This window comes from Cupriavidus malaysiensis (genome assembly GCF_001854325.1).
GTDB lineage: Bacteria > Pseudomonadota > Gammaproteobacteria > Burkholderiales > Burkholderiaceae > Cupriavidus > Cupriavidus malaysiensis.
Genome location: NZ_CP017754.1, coordinates 3,937,971 through 3,954,481 on the forward strand (window position 1 = coordinate 3,937,971; position 16,511 = coordinate 3,954,481).

Genomic DNA, 16,511 nt, shown 5'->3' on the forward strand with positions numbered 1-16,511 from the left:
AACGACAGCGACCGCCTCCGTCGCCGGCAGGCAACCTTACGGACCGGAGCGCACCGCGCCCCGGCGGCCCGCCCCGCCGCACCGGCAATCGCTGCAGACAGGCAATGCCATGAGCTATCTCCTCGATCCCTCCCGCAAGACCGTCACCGTCCCCGCGCTGCAGGCGATGCGCGCCGCCGGCGACAAGATCGTCATGCTGACCGCCTACGATTCCAGCTTCGCCGCGCTGCTCGACTATTGCGGCGTCGATGTGATCCTGGTCGGCGATTCGCTCGGCAACGTGATGCAGGGCCAGACCACCACGCTGCCCGTCACGCTCGAGCACATGGTCTACCACACCGCCTGCGCGGCGCGTGGCAACCAGACCGCGCTGCTGGTGGCCGACCTGCCCTTCGGCACCTATCCCACCCCGGAGGCCGCCTATGAGAGCGCCGTCGCGCTGATGCGCGCCGGTGCCCAGATGGTCAAGATCGAGGGCGGCGAATGGCTGGCGCCGACGGTCAAGTTCCTGGTCGAGCGCAGCATCCCGGTGTGCGCCCATATCGGCCTGACGCCGCAATCGGTCCACGCCTTCGGCGGTTTCAAGGTGCAGGGCAAGACCGACGCCGGCGCCGAACAGCTCAGGCGCGATGCAACCGCGCTGCAGGCCGCCGGCGCCCAGCTGGTGGTGATGGAAGCCGTACCCGCCAAGCTGGCGGCCGAGGTCACGGCGCAGCTGACCATCCCCACCATCGGCATCGGCGCGGGCGTGGACTGTTCGGGCCAGGTGCTGGTGCTGCAGGACATGCTGAACATCTACCCGGGCCGCAAAGCCAAGTTCGTGCGCAACTTCATGGATGGCCAGACCTCGATCGAGGCTGCCGTACGCGCCTACGTGGCCGCGGTCAAGGACGGCAGCTTCCCCGCCGTCGAACACACCTTCTCCGCCTGACGCCCCCGCGCCGGGGCCATGCCCCGGCTCCCCGGCCGCGGCCCGCCGGACATGGCCGGCCGCAGCCCGCCTTCAGCGACCCCCTCCACGCCCGCCCCCTCCGGGCAAGGGCAGCCATCTCCCGCCCGCCGTGCCGCCAAGAAAGTTACTTGTCACGCACTTTCAAGGGCACCGGCCAGGTTCCTTGTCGTCCGCTTTCTTGATGCAGCGCAGTTCCCGCCGCAAGGGGCCACGGTAAGATGGCCGGGCAGTTCACTCATACCGCAATTGGGAAACCGGTCCGCCAGGACCCCGACAAGGCCCTGATTCTATGACTGATCCCCCTGCCGGCCACTGCGACCCGGTACCGACGCCACCCCCCTGGCACACCCTGTCCGACGTGGAAGTCGCGCGAGTGCTGCGTACGGACCCGGCCGGCGGCATCACCGACACGGAGGCCACGCGGCGGCTCGCCGAGGTCGGTCCCAACCGACTGGCGCCGCCCAAGCGGCGCGGCCCGCTGATGCGGCTGCTGCTGCAATTCCACAACATCCTCCTCTACGTCATCCTGGCCTCGGCCGTCATCTCGGCCATCCTCGGCCACTGGGTGGATGCCGGCGTGCTGCTGGTGGCGGTGCTGGTCAACGCGGGCATCGGCTTCATCCAGGAAGGCAAGGCGGAGGCGGCCATCGATGCCATCCGCGCCATGCTGTCGCCACACGCCACCGTGGTACGCGACGGTGCACGGCGCGAGATCGACGCGGCAGCGCTGGTTCCCGGCGACGTGGTGGCCCTGGCCTCGGGCGACCGCGTACCCGCCGACCTGCGTCTGCTGACCGTCAAGGAACTGCGCGTGGAAGAGGCCGCACTGACCGGCGAATCGCTGCCGGTGGAGAAAAGCGCCACGCCGGTGGCCGCCGATGCGCCGCTGGGCGACCGCTTCGGCATGGCCTACTCGGGCACGCTGGTGGTGTACGGACAGGCTACCGGTGTGGTGGTGGCCACCGGCGGGGCGACCGAGCTGGGCAAGATCGACGGAATGCTGGGCGACATCGAGAACCTGGCCACGCCGCTGCTGCGCCAGATCGACCGCTTCGGCCGTGGCCTGGCGATCGCCATCCTGCTGCTGTCGGCGCTGACGTTCGTGGCCGGCATCGCCTGGCGCGGCCACGCGCCGGCCGCAATGTTCATGATGGTGGTGGCGCTGGCGGCCTCGGCCATCCCCGAAGGACTGCCGGCCATCATGACGGTCACGCTGGCCCTCGGCGTGCAGCGCATGGCGCGGCGCAACGCCATCGTGCGGCGCCTGCCGGCGGTGGAGACGCTGGGCTCGGTGACGGTGATCTGCTCGGACAAGACCGGCACGCTCACGCGCAACGAGATGACCGTGCAGCGCATGGTCTGCGCCGGCCGCGTCTATGACGTCGGCGGCGTGGGCTACGCGCCCGACGGCGAATTCCGCGTCGACGGCCGCGCGGTCGATCCCGGCGACGCGCCGGCACTGGCGATGGCGCTGCGTGCGGGGGTGCTGTGCAACGACGCCCGCATGCGCCACGAGGACGGCCTGTGGCATGTGGAGGGCGACCCCACCGAAGGTGCGCTGCTGGTCGCCGGCAGCAAGGCCGGACTATCGCAGCAGTCGGCCGGCGAGAGCTGGCCCCGGCTGGATTCGATCCCCTTCGAATCCGAGCACCGCTTCATGGCCACCTACCACCGCGATGCCGGCGGCGCACCGTGGATCCTGGCCAAGGGGGCACCGGAGCGCATCCTCGACATGTGCGCCCTGCAGTGGGATGGCGATGGCGAACACGCGCTCGATGTCGACTACTGGCGCCGCATGGCCACCGACACCGCGGCCCAGGGCCTGCGCCTGCTGGCGCTGGCCTGCAAGCGCGCCGCGCCGGCGGACGCGCGGCTGGATTTTGCCGACATGGAGAGCGGCTACACGCTGCTGGCCCTGGTCGGCATCATCGATCCGCCGCGCGAGGAAGCCATCCGCGCCGTCGACGAATGCCACCGTGCCGGCATCCGCGTCAAGATGATCACCGGCGACCACGCGGAAACCGCCCGCGCGATCGGCGCGCAACTCGCCATCGGGGTCGGCAAGCCGGCGCTGACGGGCAGCGAGGTGGCGCTGATGGACGACGCCGCGCTGCGCCGCGTGGCCATGGAAGTCGACGTGTTCGCGCGCGCCAGCCCCGAGCACAAGCTGCGCCTGGTGGCGGCGCTGCAGCAGGCCGGCCAGGTGGTGTCGATGACCGGCGACGGCGTCAACGATGCCCCCGCGCTCAAGCGTGCCGACGTCGGCGTGGCGATGGGTCTGAAGGGTACCGAGGCCGCCAAGGAGGCCGCCGACGTGGTGCTCGCCGACGACAATTTCGCCGCCATCGCGCGCGCCGTGCGCGAAGGCCGCGCGGTCTACGACAACCTGAAGAAATTCATCCTCTTCATGCTGCCCACCAACGGCGGCGAGGCCCTGATCGTGATCGCGGCCATCCTGTTCGACCTGCCGCTGCCGCTGACCCCGGCCCAGGTACTGTGGATCAATATGGTCACCTCCAGCGCGCTGGGCCTGGCGCTGGCCTTCGAGCCCGCCGAGCCGGGCCTCATGGCGCGGCGCCCGCGCCCGGTCGGCGAGCCGTTGCTGTCGGGCTTCTTCGTCTGGCGCGTACTGATGGTGTCGGTACTGATGATGGCCGGCGCACTCGGGCTGTTCCTGTGGGAACTGGCCGACGGCACCAGCCTGGAGACGGCGCGCACGATGGCGGTCAACGCCGTGGTCGCCGCCGAGATGTTCTACCTGCTCAACAGCCGGCATATCTTCCATACCGTGATCAGCCGCGAGGGCCTGTTCGGCAACCCCTACGTGCTGGCCTCGATCGCCGCCTGCGTGCCGCTGCAGCTCGCCTACACCCACCTGCCGGTCATGCAGACCGTATTCGGCTCGACCGACCTGAGCGCGCTGGAATGGGCCAAGGCGATCGGCGCCGGGCTGCTGGTGTTCTGCGGCTCGGAGCTGGAGAAGACCGTGATCCGCCGCCTGCCGGTCGGCCGGCGGCTGGCAACCCGCTGAGCGCCGTGCCGCGCCTGCCGGCATTCCAAACCCGTGAGAACGCCATGACCACGTCCACCGCCCCCGACCCGACACCATTCCCCGCCCGCCTGCTGCTGGCGACCGACCTTTCCGCGCGCTGCGACCGCGCGCTCGACCGTGCCGCCCAGCTCGCCGGCCAGTGGCAGGCCGGCCTGCTGGTCGGCCACGTGCTCGATCCCGCCGCGCATCCGGACCAGGCCCTGGCCTGGGCCGCCGGCACCGGCGCGGGCGACGCGCTGCGCATCGCCCGCCAGCAGCTCGCGCGCGACCTGGCGGGCCTGCCGGTGCAGGCCGACATGCAGATAGCGAAGTCCAAGGACGTGGCGGCCGGCATCCGGGACATGGCCGACGCGGCCGGCGCAGACCTCGTGGTCACCGGCGTGGCGCGCTTCGAGCTGCTGGGACGCTTCCTGCTCGGCTCCAGCGTCGAGCGGCTGGCGCGCAGCCTGCCGCAGCCCCTGCTGGTAGTGCGCAACCGCCCGCACGGCCCCTATCGCGAAATCGTGGTCGCCTGCGACTTCTCGCCGGCCTCGCGCGATGCGCTGCGGTGCGCCGCGCGGCTGTTCCCCGGACAAGAGCTGACCGTCTTCCACGCCTACCAGCAGCCCTATTCCGGAATGGCCGACACCGCGCCGCCGGCGCGCGGCATCCCGCAGGCGGAACAGGATGCCTGCGCCGCCTTCCTCGCCGACAGCAAGCTGCCCGCCTCGACGCGGGTGCGCCCGGTGATCCTGCGCGGTGCGCTGGAGCTGCTGCTGACCCAGCACGTGCGCCGGCACGAAGCCGACCTGGTGGTGATGGGCGCGCAGGGTCGCGGCGCACTGGCCAGCGCGCTGCTCGGCAGCACCGCGGCACGGCTGCTCGACTGCCTGCCGTGCGACGCACTGGTGGTGCATCGGCCGCGCGCGGCGGCCGACTGAGTCTGTGCGACGCCGCTTGGCCCGGTCCGGCCGGGTTCGGAACGGATCCAGGCCGGTTTCAGGCGGGTTTCAGGCCGGTTTCAGGCGTGCCGGCAGCACGCCGCGCAGTGAGTTCACCACCACCAGCGCCTGCGCGCGCGCCAGCATCGCGCGCGTGATCACGCCTTCGGCAGCCGGGCCGTCCAGCAGGGCATCGCCCTGCTCCAGCACCACGGCGCGCATGACCCCGGGCAGGATGTCCGCGGCCAGCGGGGGCGTCAGCCAGCGTCCGTCGACCTTGACGAAGACGCTGCTGCGCCCGCCCTCGAGCAGTTCATCGCGCTGGTTGAAGAAGAGGCGATCGAAAGCGCCGGCGCGCTCGGCCGCCTGCCAGCCCGCGTCATAGACCGCGCGTGCACTGGTCTTGTGGCGGCGCAAGGGATCGGCCCCAGCCAGGGGCTCGGGAGCCTGGTCGAGCCAGACCCGGCCTTCCTCCATGGCCAGCGGGGCCAGCGGCCCGCTCGTCACCTGCAGGGAGCCGGCCTTGTCCAGCGCCAGCCGCACACGCCAGTCCCCGGCGCCCAGGCGCACGGCCTCGGCGGTGGCGGCCTGCGCTGCCGCTGCGGCATCGAAGGCGAAGCCGAAACAGGCGGCCGACGCCGCCAGCCGTTCCAGGTGCCGCGCCAGGCGCAGGCATTGCCCGCCATTCGCGCGCAAGGTCTCGAACAGGGTGAAACCCGGATCGTATGCGGTCAGGAAGCGCGCCTTCCAGCCACACTCGGCATATTCGTCGGCCGCCACGCTGTCGTGCACGATGCCACCGCCCACGCCCATCTCGCCACGGCGCAGGCCGTCGGCGCCGGGTGCGCCCAGCACCAGCGTGCGGATCGCCACGGACAGCGTGAACGGGCCGATCCCGTCGCCGCTGCCCTGCCCCGCCGCTGCGGCGGGCGGGTCGATCCAGCCGACCGAGCCGGTGTAGAGGCCGCGCGGAGCCGGCTCCAGTTCGGCGATGATCTGCATGGTGCGCCGCTTGGGCGCGCCGGTGATCGAGCCGCAGGGAAACAGCGCGCCCAGCAACTGTGCCAGTGAGGTGCCGGCGCGGGCGCGCGCGGTCACGGTGGAGGTCATCTGCAGCACGCGCCCGAAGGGCTGCACGGTGAAGCGGTCCGGTACCGCCACGCTGCCGGGCACGGCGATGCGGCCCAGGTCGTTGCGCAGCAGGTCGACGATCATCACGTTCTCGGCGCGGTTCTTCGCATCGGCGGCCAGCGCCGACGCGGCGGCCGCGTCGCCAGCGGCGTCGCCCGTGCGCGGAGCGGTCCCCTTCATCGGCCGGGCCAGCAGGCTGCCCGCCCCATCGTGGCTGACGAACAGCTCGGGCGACAGCGACAGCACCCAGCCGTCGCCGGGCAGGCATGCCAGCACGCCGTATGGCACCGGCTGCGCCGCGCGCAGCCCGGCGAACAACGCGGCTGGCGCGCCGAAGGCGGAAAAGCGCAGCCGCTGGGTGTAGTTGACCTGGTAGGTGTCGCCGGCTTCGATCCATTGATGGATGCGCGCGATGGCGTCCTCGAAGGCGGTCCGCGAGGTATCGGAGGCGACCTGCATCACGCCTGCGGGCGCGCCGCCGCCAGCGCCTGCACCGGCCAGCCAGGCGTCGACATCGGCCGCCGGCAGGCGCTGCATGGCACGGAACCACAGCAGCCGCAGGGCACCATCGTGGAAGGGCAGGTCCTGGCCCGTATGCACGGGCACGCCGACCAGCGGCCCGCCGAATTCGTAGGGCGCGAACAACGCCGCATGCCAACCCTGCCGCCAGCCTTGCGCGAGCATGGTGTCCAGCGCGCCCAGGCGGTCCAGCGCCTGCGCGACCTCGATGCGGTCCTCGCGCACGAAACCGGTGTACAGGCGCGAGGACCGGCCCGGTGCCGCGCCAGGGGAGGCGGCCGCATCGTCGAGCAGCACGAAGGGTTCGGACGCGGAAAGCAGGGAGGAAAGCGGGGGAACTGCCACGGCGGAAAACGACGGTGAGGGAGACAGGGGAGGCGAAGCGCCATTATCGCGCCAAGCGGCGTCGGCCGGGGAAAAGGCCGGATGCAGTCGAGCCGAAAGAGTGATCCCGGCCGCCGCGGCCGACCGACGCCCGCCCTCTCCCCCAGCCCCTCTCCCGCAAGCGGGAGAGGGCGGGGGAGAGGGGTGGTTTAGCAAGGCGCCACGTATAGACGAAGCCAACGATGTGCTCCAGCGCGCGAGCATAGGGACGAAGCCAACGGTGTGGCCCCAGCCGTCACGGCCGGCCGGCGGGAGAGTGGTCACAAGCCGCGCGGCACGACCACCGGCGCCAGCCGAATCCGCCAGGCGAAAAAAAAGCCGCGCTCGCGCGCGGCCTTGTTGCCACGGGACCGGCCCCGCAGCCGTCAGCTGAAGAAGCTCTTCACCTTGTCCAGCCAGGACTGCTCCTGCGGGCTGTGGCGCGAGCCGCCTTCGTGCACCGAGCGGTCGAACTGGCGCAGCATGTCCTTCTGCGCCTCGGTCAGCTTGACCGGCGTCTCCACGGCGACATGCACGTAGAGGTCGCCCGGATAACCGGAGCGCACCCCCTTGATGCCCTTGCCGCGCAGGCGGAAGGTCTTGCCCGCCTGGGTGCCTTCGGGCACCGGGAAGGTCGCCTTGCCGCCCAGCGTGGGCACTTCCAGGTCGCCGCCCAGCGCCGCGGTAGCGAAGGAAATCGGCATCTGGCAATGCAGGTCGTCGCCGTCGCGCTCGAACACCGCATGGGGCTTGATGTGGACTTCCACGTACAGGTCACCCGGCGGCCCGCCGTTGATGCCAGGTTCGCCGTTGCCGGACGAGCGGATGCGCATGCCCTCGTCGATGCCGGCCGGGATCTTGACCTCCAGCGTCTTCTGCGACTTCAGCCTGCCCTGGCCATGGCACTTGGTGCAGGGCTTGGGAATGTGCTTGCCGCTGCCGTGGCACTTCGGGCAGGTCTGCTGCATGCTGAAGAAGCCCTGCGACACGCGCACCTGGCCCACGCCGTTACAGGTCGGGCAGGTCTCGACATTGGTGCCGGGCTCGGCGCCGTTGCCGTGGCAGCGGTCGCACTCGTCCCAGTGCGGCACGCGGATCTGCGCCTCGTGGCCGTGCGCGGCCTGCTCCAGCGTGATCTCCATGCTGTAGCGCAGATCGGCGCCGCGGTAGACCTGCGGGCCGCCGCCGCCGCGGCGGCCGCCGCCGCCCTGGCCGAAGATGTCGCCGAAAATATCGCCGAAGGCCTCGGCGAAGCCGCCGTAGCCCTGGCCGCCGCCGAAACCGCCCGCCATATTGGGGTCGACGCCGGCGTGGCCGTACTGGTCGTAGGCGGCCTTCTTTTCCGGATCCGAGAGCATCTCGTAGGCCTCCTTGGCCTCCTTGAACTTCTCCTCGGCATCCTTGCTGTCCGGATTGCGGTCCGGGTGGTACTTCATCGCGAGCTTGCGATAGGACTTCTTGATCTCTTCGTCGCTCGCGTTCTTACCCACCCCGAGCACTTCGTAATAGTCACGTTTTGCCATGGTGGCTGCTTACCTGAGTGGCCGGGTGCGCAAGACGCGCGCACCGGGCGAATAGCAAAAAAGCCGAGCGAGGCATCCGACGGCGGTCACCCGCTTGGTCCGATGTCCGTCGCCCGGCGTCGGGACGGGTCACGGCGGGGCGCCCAGCCCGCGCCGCACCCGCGGTCCCGTTTACTTCTTGTCGTTGACTTCCTTGAACTCGGCATCCACGACGTTGTCGTCCTGCGGCTGCGCCTGCTGCTGCGCGCCGGCCGCACCGGCCGCGGCGCCTTCGCCGGCCTTGGCCTGCATGTCGGCGTAGACCTTCTCGCCCAGCTTCTGGCTGGCTTCCGACAGGGCGTTGATCTTGGCCTCGATGTCGGCCTTGTCGCCGCCGCGCACCGCATCTTCCAGTTCCTTGACGGCAGCCTCGATCTTTTCCTTCTCGCCGGCTTCCAGCTTGTCGCCGTACTCGGTGACCGCCTTCCGGGTCGAGTGGATCAGCGCATCGGCCTGGTTGCGGGCATCCGCCAGCTCACGGGCCTTCTTGTCTTCCTCGGCGTTGGCCTCGGCGTCCTTGACCATGCGCTGGATCTCGTCTTCCGACAGGCCCGAGTTCGCCTTGATGGTGATCCGGTTTTCCTTGCCGGTGGCCTTGTCCTTGGCGCCCACGTGCAGGATGCCGTTGGCGTCGATGTCGAAGGACACTTCGATCTGCGGCGTGCCGCGCGGCGACGGCGGGATGCCCTCGAGGTTGAACTCGCCCAGCAGCTTGTTACCGGAGGCCATCTCACGCTCGCCCTGGTAGACCTTGATGGTCACCGCGGGCTGGTTGTCGTCGGCGGTCGAGAATACCTGCGCGTGCTTGGTCGGGATCGTGGTGTTCTTGCCGATCATCTTGGTCATCACGCCGCCCAGCGTCTCGATGCCCAGCGACAGCGGGGTCACGTCCAGCAGCAGCACGTCCTTGCGGTCGCCCGACAACACCGAGCCCTGGATCGCGGCACCGACGGCCACGGCCTCGTCGGGGTTGACGTCCTTGCGCGCTTCCTTGCCGAAGAACTCCTTGACCTGCTCCTGCACCTTGGGCATGCGGGTCATGCCGCCGACCAGGATCACGTCATCGATGTCGCTGACCTTGATGCCGGCGTCCTTGATCGCGATGCGGCAAGGCTCGATGGTGCGCGTGATCAGTTCCTCGACCAGCGCTTCCAGCTTGGCGCGGGTGATCTTCAGGTTCAAGTGCTTCGGACCCGAGGCATCCGCCGTGATGTACGGCAGGTTGATCTCGGTCTGCTGCGAGCTCGACAGTTCGATCTTGGCCTTTTCGGCAGCTTCCTTCAGGCGCTGCAGTGCGAGCACGTCCTTGGACAGGTCGACGCCCTGCTCCTTCTTGAACTCACCGATGATGTAATCGATGATGCGCTGGTCGAAGTCCTCGCCGCCAAGGAAGGTGTCGCCGTTGGTCGACAGCACTTCGAACTGCTTCTCGCCATCCACGTCCGCGATCTCGATGATCGAGATGTCGAAGGTGCCGCCGCCGAGGTCATACACGGCGATCTTGCGGTCGCCCTTCTCGTTCTTGTCCAGGCCGAAGGCCAGCGCGGCCGCGGTCGGCTCGTTGATGATGCGCTTGACGTCCAGGCCGGCGATGCGGCCGGCGTCCTTGGTGGCCTGGCGCTGGCTGTCGTTGAAGTAGGCCGGCACGGTGATGACCGCTTCGGTCACCGGCTCGCCGAGGTAGTCCTCGGCGGTCTTCTTCATCTTGCGCAGCACTTCGGCGGAGACCTGCGGCGGCGCCAGCTTCTGCTCGCGCACCGACACCCATGCGTCGCCGTTGTCGGCCTTGACGATGGAGTACGGCATCAGGCCGATGTCCTTCTGGACTTCCTTCTCTTCGAACTTGCGGCCGATCAGGCGCTTCACCGCATACAGGGTGTTGCGCGGATTGGTGACCGCCTGGCGCTTGGCCGGCGCGCCCACCAGGATCTCGCCGTCTTCCATGTAGGCGATGATCGACGGGGTGGTACGGGCGCCTTCCGAATTCTCGATGACCTTGGGAGTGTTGCCTTCCAGGATCGCCACGCAGCTATTGGTGGTACCGAGGTCGATACCGATGATCTTACCCATTTATTCTCTCCTATTGAGCCATCGCTATCCGCGCGGCTGCAATTCAACCTGAGGCCGAAATTGTGGCACCCAGGGGCTTTTCAAGGGTCTACAGCGTTTTTCCGACTAAATTTCTCGACTTTTCGCGGGGATATCGGCAGGAGGCCGCGCGCCGGAACCCGGACGTGAAGTCCCGGCGCAACAAAGTCGACCTTTCGTCACTCATCCCGGGCGCGCTGCCACAGCACGTCGCTGCCGCCGGCGGACCGGTTGAGCACGCGGGCCAGCACGAACAGCAGGTCCGACAGGCGGTTCAGGTAGTGGCGCGGCGCATCGTTGAGCGCCTCGGCGGCACCGAGGGCAACCAGGCTGCGCTCCGCCCGGCGGCAGACGGCACGGCAGACGTGGGCCTGGGCCGCGCCCCGGCTGCCGCCCGGCAGGATGAACTCGGCCAGGCGCGGCAGGTCGGCGTTGTAATGGGCCAGCCACTCGTCGAGCCGGATCACGTGGGCCTCCTTGAGCAGCGGGTAACCCGGGATGGACAGTTCGCCACCGAGATCGAACAGGTCGTGCTGCACCTGCAGCAGGGCCCCGCGCACCGCCTCCGGCAGGTCCTCGGTCAGCAGCAGGCCGAGTTGCGAATTCAGTTCGTCGACATCGCCGATGGCGCCGATGCGCAGGCTGTCCTTTCCGGTTCGGCTGCCGTCGCCGAGGCCGGTGGTGCCGTCGTCGCCGGTGCGGGTCACGATCTTGGTCAGGCGCTTGCCCATGTTCTGCTCTCTCCTGCGGCGCTTGCCGCGCTATAGCTTGTGAACCGGACATTATGGCGCCGTTCGCGTCGCGCGGGCAGTCCGGCGCGGCCACCGCCTCCGGGCCGCCGGCCCCGGGGCGTAAAATAAACAAATTGACACCCAGACGAAACCGGGCCGCGCCCCTGCCGCCCGCCGGTCCGCTGCCGGCGGCGCGGGCGCCGGGAACGGGCCCGCAGGAGACCGGCATGAACCACCCCACCCCGCAAGCCGCGCTGGCGCGCCGCCCGCTGCCGCCCGCTGTCGTCCAGGCCCTGCAGGCCCGCTTCGGCGAGCGCTTTTCCACCTCGGCGGGCGTGCGCGAGCACCATGGCCGCGACGAATCGCCGTTCCCGCCCGCCCTGCCGGATGCCGTGGTGTTCGCGCACAGCACCGACGAGGTAGCCGCGGTGGCGCGGCTGTGCCATGACCACGACGTGCCGCTGATCCCCTATGGCGTCGGCTCCTCGCTCGAAGGCCACCTGCTGGCGGTGGCCGGAGGCATCAGCCTGGACCTGTCGCAGATGAACCGCGTCGTCGCGCTGCAGGCCGAAGACCTGACCGTGACCGTGCAGCCCGGCGTGACGCGCAAGCAGTTGAACCAGGAAATCAAGGATAGCGGGCTGTTCTTCCCCATCGACCCGGGCGCCGACGCTTCGCTGGGCGGCATGTGCGCCACGCGCGCCTCGGGCACCAATGCCGTGCGCTACGGCACCATGCGCGAGAACGTGCTGGCGCTGACGGTGGTCACCGCCGACGGCCGCGTGATCAAGACCGGCACGCACGCGCGCAAGTCTTCCGCCGGCTACGACCTGACCCGCCTGTTCATCGGCAGCGAAGGCACGCTCGGCATCCTGACCGAGATCACGGTGCGCCTCTACCCGCAGCCCGAGGCCATCTCGGCCGCGGTGTGCGCCTTCCCCAGCATGCGCAGCGCCGTGCAGGCGGTGATCGAGACCATCCAGCTCGGCGTGCCGGTGGCGCGCGTGGAGTTCGTCGACCCGCTCGCCATCCGCGCCATCAACCGGCACGACAAGCTGGCGCTGCCCGAGCTGCCCCACCTGTTCTTCGAGTTCCACGGCAGCGAGGCCGGCGTGCGCGAGCAGGCCGAGACGGTGCAGCAGATCGCCGCCGACCACGGCGGCCAGGGCTTCGAATGGGCAACCCGCCCCGAAGACCGCAGCCGCCTCTGGAATGCACGCCACCATGCCTATTTCGCCATGCTGCAGCTCAAGCCGGGCTGCCGCGCGGTGACCACCGACGTGTGCGTGCCGATCTCCCGCCTGGCCGACTGCGTGGGTGAGACCGAGCGCGACCTGCGCGCCTCTTCGCTGCCCTGCCCCATCGTCGGCCACGTCGGCGACGGCAATTTCCACGTGGTGATCCTGGTCGACCCGGCACTGCCGCGGGAGATGGAAGAGGCCGAGGCACTCAACCGCCGCATCGTCGAGCGCGCGCTGGCCATGGGCGGCACCTGCACCGGCGAGCACGGCGTGGGGCTGCACAAGATGGACTTCCTGGTGCGCGAGCACGGCGAGGACGCGCTCGACCTGATGCGCGCGATCAAGGATGCGCTCGATCCGAAGCACATCCTGAACCCCGGCAAGATCTTCCGCGCCTCGCGCTGAAGGAGCACGCGCATCCATGGCTTCGCTGTTCAACCGCGTCCCGCCGCTGCACCTGCTGATCGCCTTCGAGGCGGCCGCCCGGCTGGGCAGCTTTGCGCGCGCCGCCGAGGAACTGTCCGTCACGCCCAGCGCGGTCTCGCACCGCATCAAGAACCTCGAAGAGCTGTGGGGCGACGACCTGTTCGTGCGCGCCAACGCCGCGCTGCGCCTGACCGCGGCCGGCACGCGCTACCTGCGCAATGTGCAGGATGCGCTCAAGTCGCTCAACGAACTGGCCCGCCCCGAGTACAACAAGCAGCGCGCGCGCCTGCGCGTGGCGATCCCGCCCACCTTCGGACGCCAGCACCTGGTGCCGCGCCTGCCAGAGTTCGGCGCGCTGTACCCGCACATCGACATCGAACTGCACCTGGCCGTCCCCCTGCTCGACGTCAAGGCCCAGGACACGGATGTGGAGATCCGCTACGGCACCGGCCGCTATCCCGACCTGAAGGCCACCAGGCTGCTGGTCGAACCGGTCTTTCCCGCCTGCGGGCGCGAATACTTCGAGCGCATCGACGGCCGCGCCGTGACGCGCCCGGAGCACCTGCACGGCCTGGTGCTGCTGCGCAGCCCGCTGGAACCGTGGAAACCCTGGTTCGAGACCGCCGGCCTGGACTGGCCCGAACCCCAGACCGGGCCCCAGTTCAACGACATCGGGCTGATGCTCGAAGCCATCGCCACCAACCAGGGCGTGGCGCTGGTGCGCCAGCGCATGGCCAAGCAGTGGCTGTCGCTCGGCCAGATGGTGCGCCTGCTGGACATCGAATCGGTATCGCCGCACGGCTACTACATCGTCGAGCGCGAACAGGCGCCGCTCAATCCCGAGGCCCGCTACTTCGTCGACTGGCTGCTGGGCCTCGACTGGTAGAACCCGGCCCTGCCGCCCTATCATGCCTATGCCTGGGGACGGCGGCCGGCATGCCGCCCCGGCATGAACGGAATTGATCGCCCTGCCGCGCCGAATTCACGTCTGCAGCAGGCGTTTCCGGCGCGCGGCTGCGCTATAGTCAGCGCTCCCGGACACGGCGTGCCGCGCCCGGCCACTACAGGAGTTGCCATGAATGCCCCGCACGAAGCCAAGCCCCTGACCGATGCCGCCCGCCAGGCGCTGCTCGACGGCCTGGCCGCGATCCTGCCCGACGCGGCGCTGCTGACCCGTCCGGAAGATACCGTGCCCTACGAGTGCGATGGCCTGGCCGCCTACCGACAATTGCCGCTGGCGGTGGCCCTGCCGGATACCGAGGACCAGGTGGTGGCCATCCTGCGCCTGTGCCACCGGCTCGGCGTGGCGGTGGTGCCGCGCGGCGCCGGCACCAGCCTGTCAGGCGGCGCCATGCCGGTCGCCGACGGCCTGGTGCTGTCGCTGGCCAAGTTCAAGCGCATCGTCTGCGTGGATGCGCGCGCGCGCACCGCCGTGGTCCAGCCCGGCGTGCGCAACCTGGCCATCTCCGAGGCCGCCGCGCCCCACCAGCTCTACTACGCCCCCGACCCCTCCTCGCAGATCGCCTGCACCATCGGCGGCAACGTCAGCGAGAACTCGGGCGGCGTGCACTGCCTGAAGTACGGACTGACCGTGCACAACGTGTTGCGCGTGCGCGCCGTGACCATGGAAGGCGAAGTGGTCGAATTCGGCTCCGAGGCCCCCGACGCGCCCGGCCTCGACCTGCTGGCGGTGCTGATCGGCTCCGAGGGCATGCTGGCGGTGGTGACCGAGGTCACCGTGCGGCTGATCCCCAAGCCCCAGCTCGCCCAGGTCATCATGGCCAGCTTCGACGACGTGGAGAAAGGCGGCAATGCGGTGGCCGACGTGATCGCCGCCGGCATCATCCCGGCCGGCCTGGAAATGATGGACAAGCCGGCCACGGCCGCGGTCGAGGAATTCGTGCACGCCGGCTACGACCTCGATGCCGCCGCCATCCTGCTGTGCGAGTCCGACGGCACGCCCGAGGAAGTTGCCGAGGAGATCGCACGCATGAGCGAGGTGCTGCGCGCCTCCGGCGCGACCCGCATCACCGTGTCGCAGAGCGAGAGCGAGCGCCTGCGCTTCTGGAGCGGACGCAAGAACGCCTTCCCCGCCGCCGGCCGCATCTCGCCCGACTACTACTGCATGGACGGCACCATCCCGCGCAAGCACATCGGCACCCTGCTCAAGCGCATCGAGCAGATGGAGGGCAAGTACGGCCTGCGCTGCATCAATGTGTTCCATGCCGGCGACGGCAATATGCACCCGCTGGTGCTGTTCGACGGCGCGGACCAGGACGAGTGGCACCGCGCCGAGCTGTTCGGCGCCGACATCCTGGAAGCCTGCGTGGAACTGGGCGGCACCGTCACCGGTGAGCACGGCGTCGGCGTGGAGAAGCTCAATTCGATGTGCGTGCAGTTCGCTCCGGCCGAGCGCGAAGCCTTCTTCGCCGTCAAGGCGGCCTTCGACCCGGCGCGCCTGCTCAATCCCGACAAGGCCATCCCGACCCTGGCGCGCTGCGCCGAGTACGGCAAGATGCACGTGCGCCGCGGGCTGCTGCCCCACCCCGACCTGCCGCGCTTCTGACGCCACCATGTCCCGACCGTTGCAACAGGAAATGCTGCGCCAGCGCCTGGGCAGGCCCGAGGCCGGCTGGCGCCAGCGCTGGTACACCATCATCTTCGAGGCCGACACGCGCGCCGGGCGCCTGTTCGACATCGCGCTGCTGGGCGCCATCGTGGCCAGCGTGCTGGTGGTGGTGCTCGACAGCCTGGCGGCCGTGAACCAGCGCCTGGGCACCTTCTTCACCGTGCTGGAATGGATGTTCACGCTGCTGTTCACCATCGAGTACGCCATGCGCGTGCTGGTGGTGCGGCGGCCGCTGCGCTATGTGTTCAGCTTCTTCGGCATCATCGACTTCATCTCCATCCTGCCGACCTGGCTGGCCTTCTTCGTGCCGGAGCTGGCCTTCCTGATCGACGTGCGGCTGCTGCGGCTGCTGCGCGTGTTCCGCATCCTGAAGCTGACCGTCTACTTCGAGGAGGCGCAGGTCCTCTACCTGGCGCTGGCCAACAGCCGCCGCAAGATCGGTGTGTTCCTGTGCACCGTCTGCATCATCACCGTGATCCTCGGCACCGTGATGTACGTGGTGGAGGGCCCGGAGCACGGCTTCACCAGCATCCCGACCAGCATGTACTGGGCAGTGGTCACGCTGACCACCACCGGCTTCGGCGACATGGTGCCCAAGACGCCGCTGGGCCAGCTCATCACCTCGCTCACCATCCTGCTCGGCTACGGCATCATCGCCTTCCCCACCGGCATCGTCGGCGCGGAGCTGGCGGCGACCATCATCCGGCGCCCCCTCACCACGCGCACCTGCACCCATTGCCTGAGCGAGGGACACGATGCCGACGCGCATTTCTGCAAGCACTGCGGCAGCGCGATGGCACCGCACCAGAATGACGCCGGGATACAGGCGCCGCCGGGTGCCGGTGCCGGGCGCAAGCCCTAGCGGCGCGGCGGCGACCACATCATTCAGAACAGAAC

11 protein-coding genes are annotated in these 16,511 nt (G+C 69.6%); 7 read left to right on the top strand and 4 right to left on the bottom strand.

What is annotated here, in order from left to right; genetic code table 11:
• The first annotated feature begins 109 nt into the window (after positions 1–109).
• From panB to BKK80_RS17830, 3 genes are all read left to right on the top strand, one after another.
• Positions 110–931 carry a 3-methyl-2-oxobutanoate hydroxymethyltransferase gene (gene panB / locus BKK80_RS17820; protein WP_071015273.1) on the top strand — a complete coding sequence of 274 codons (822 nt, stop codon included), beginning with the start codon at positions 110–112 and terminating at the stop codon, positions 929–931.
• Between the two features lie 310 nt (positions 932–1,241).
• Positions 1,242–3,983 (top strand): cation-transporting P-type ATPase, encoded by a 2,742-nt coding sequence (locus tag BKK80_RS17825; RefSeq protein ID WP_071070367.1) that lies wholly within the window; start codon positions 1,242–1,244, stop codon positions 3,981–3,983.
• Between the two features lie 44 nt (positions 3,984–4,027).
• On the top strand, positions 4,028–4,924 hold the full coding sequence (locus tag BKK80_RS17830) for a universal stress protein (RefSeq protein WP_071015280.1): 897 nt from the start codon (positions 4,028–4,030) through the stop codon (positions 4,922–4,924).
• Between the two features lie 69 nt (positions 4,925–4,993).
• On the opposite strand, the gene BKK80_RS17835 is transcribed toward BKK80_RS17830, so the two are convergent.
• From BKK80_RS17835 to BKK80_RS17850, 4 genes are all read right to left on the bottom strand, one after another.
• A complete protein-coding gene (locus BKK80_RS17835; protein ID WP_236903754.1) occupies positions 4,994–6,739 on the bottom strand; it encodes a chorismate-binding protein in 1,746 nt (581 codons plus the stop codon).
• Positions 6,740–7,323: 584 nt separating this feature from the next.
• A complete protein-coding gene (gene dnaJ, locus BKK80_RS17840; protein WP_071015286.1) occupies positions 7,324–8,460 on the bottom strand; it encodes a molecular chaperone DnaJ in 1,137 nt (378 codons plus the stop codon).
• Positions 8,461–8,631: 171 nt separating this feature from the next.
• The gene (gene dnaK / locus BKK80_RS17845; RefSeq protein WP_071015289.1) at positions 8,632–10,569 is read right to left on the bottom strand and encodes a molecular chaperone DnaK; all 1,938 of its coding nucleotides are present in this window, start codon (positions 10,567–10,569) and stop codon (positions 8,632–8,634) included.
• 197 nt (positions 10,570–10,766) lie between these two features.
• On the bottom strand, positions 10,767–11,318 hold the full coding sequence (locus BKK80_RS17850; RefSeq protein WP_071015291.1) for a cob(I)yrinic acid a,c-diamide adenosyltransferase: 552 nt from the start codon (positions 11,316–11,318) through the stop codon (positions 10,767–10,769).
• A gap of 227 nt (positions 11,319–11,545) precedes the next feature.
• Here BKK80_RS17850 and BKK80_RS17855 point away from each other — a divergent pair, with 227 nt between their 5' ends.
• From BKK80_RS17855 to BKK80_RS17870, 4 genes are all read left to right on the top strand, one after another.
• Positions 11,546–12,964 carry an FAD-binding oxidoreductase gene (locus BKK80_RS17855; protein WP_071070371.1) on the top strand — a complete coding sequence of 473 codons (1,419 nt, stop codon included), beginning with the start codon at positions 11,546–11,548 and terminating at the stop codon, positions 12,962–12,964.
• Between the two features lie 16 nt (positions 12,965–12,980).
• Positions 12,981–13,871 carry a LysR substrate-binding domain-containing protein gene (locus tag BKK80_RS17860; RefSeq protein WP_071015297.1) on the top strand — a complete coding sequence of 297 codons (891 nt, stop codon included), beginning with the start codon at positions 12,981–12,983 and terminating at the stop codon, positions 13,869–13,871.
• Between the two features lie 189 nt (positions 13,872–14,060).
• A complete protein-coding gene (locus BKK80_RS17865) occupies positions 14,061–15,551 on the top strand; it encodes an FAD-linked oxidase C-terminal domain-containing protein (RefSeq protein WP_071015299.1) in 1,491 nt (496 codons plus the stop codon).
• A gap of 7 nt (positions 15,552–15,558) precedes the next feature.
• Positions 15,559–16,476 carry an ion transporter gene (locus tag BKK80_RS17870; protein ID WP_071015301.1) on the top strand — a complete coding sequence of 306 codons (918 nt, stop codon included), beginning with the start codon at positions 15,559–15,561 and terminating at the stop codon, positions 16,474–16,476.
• The last annotated feature ends 35 nt before the right edge of the window (positions 16,477–16,511 follow it).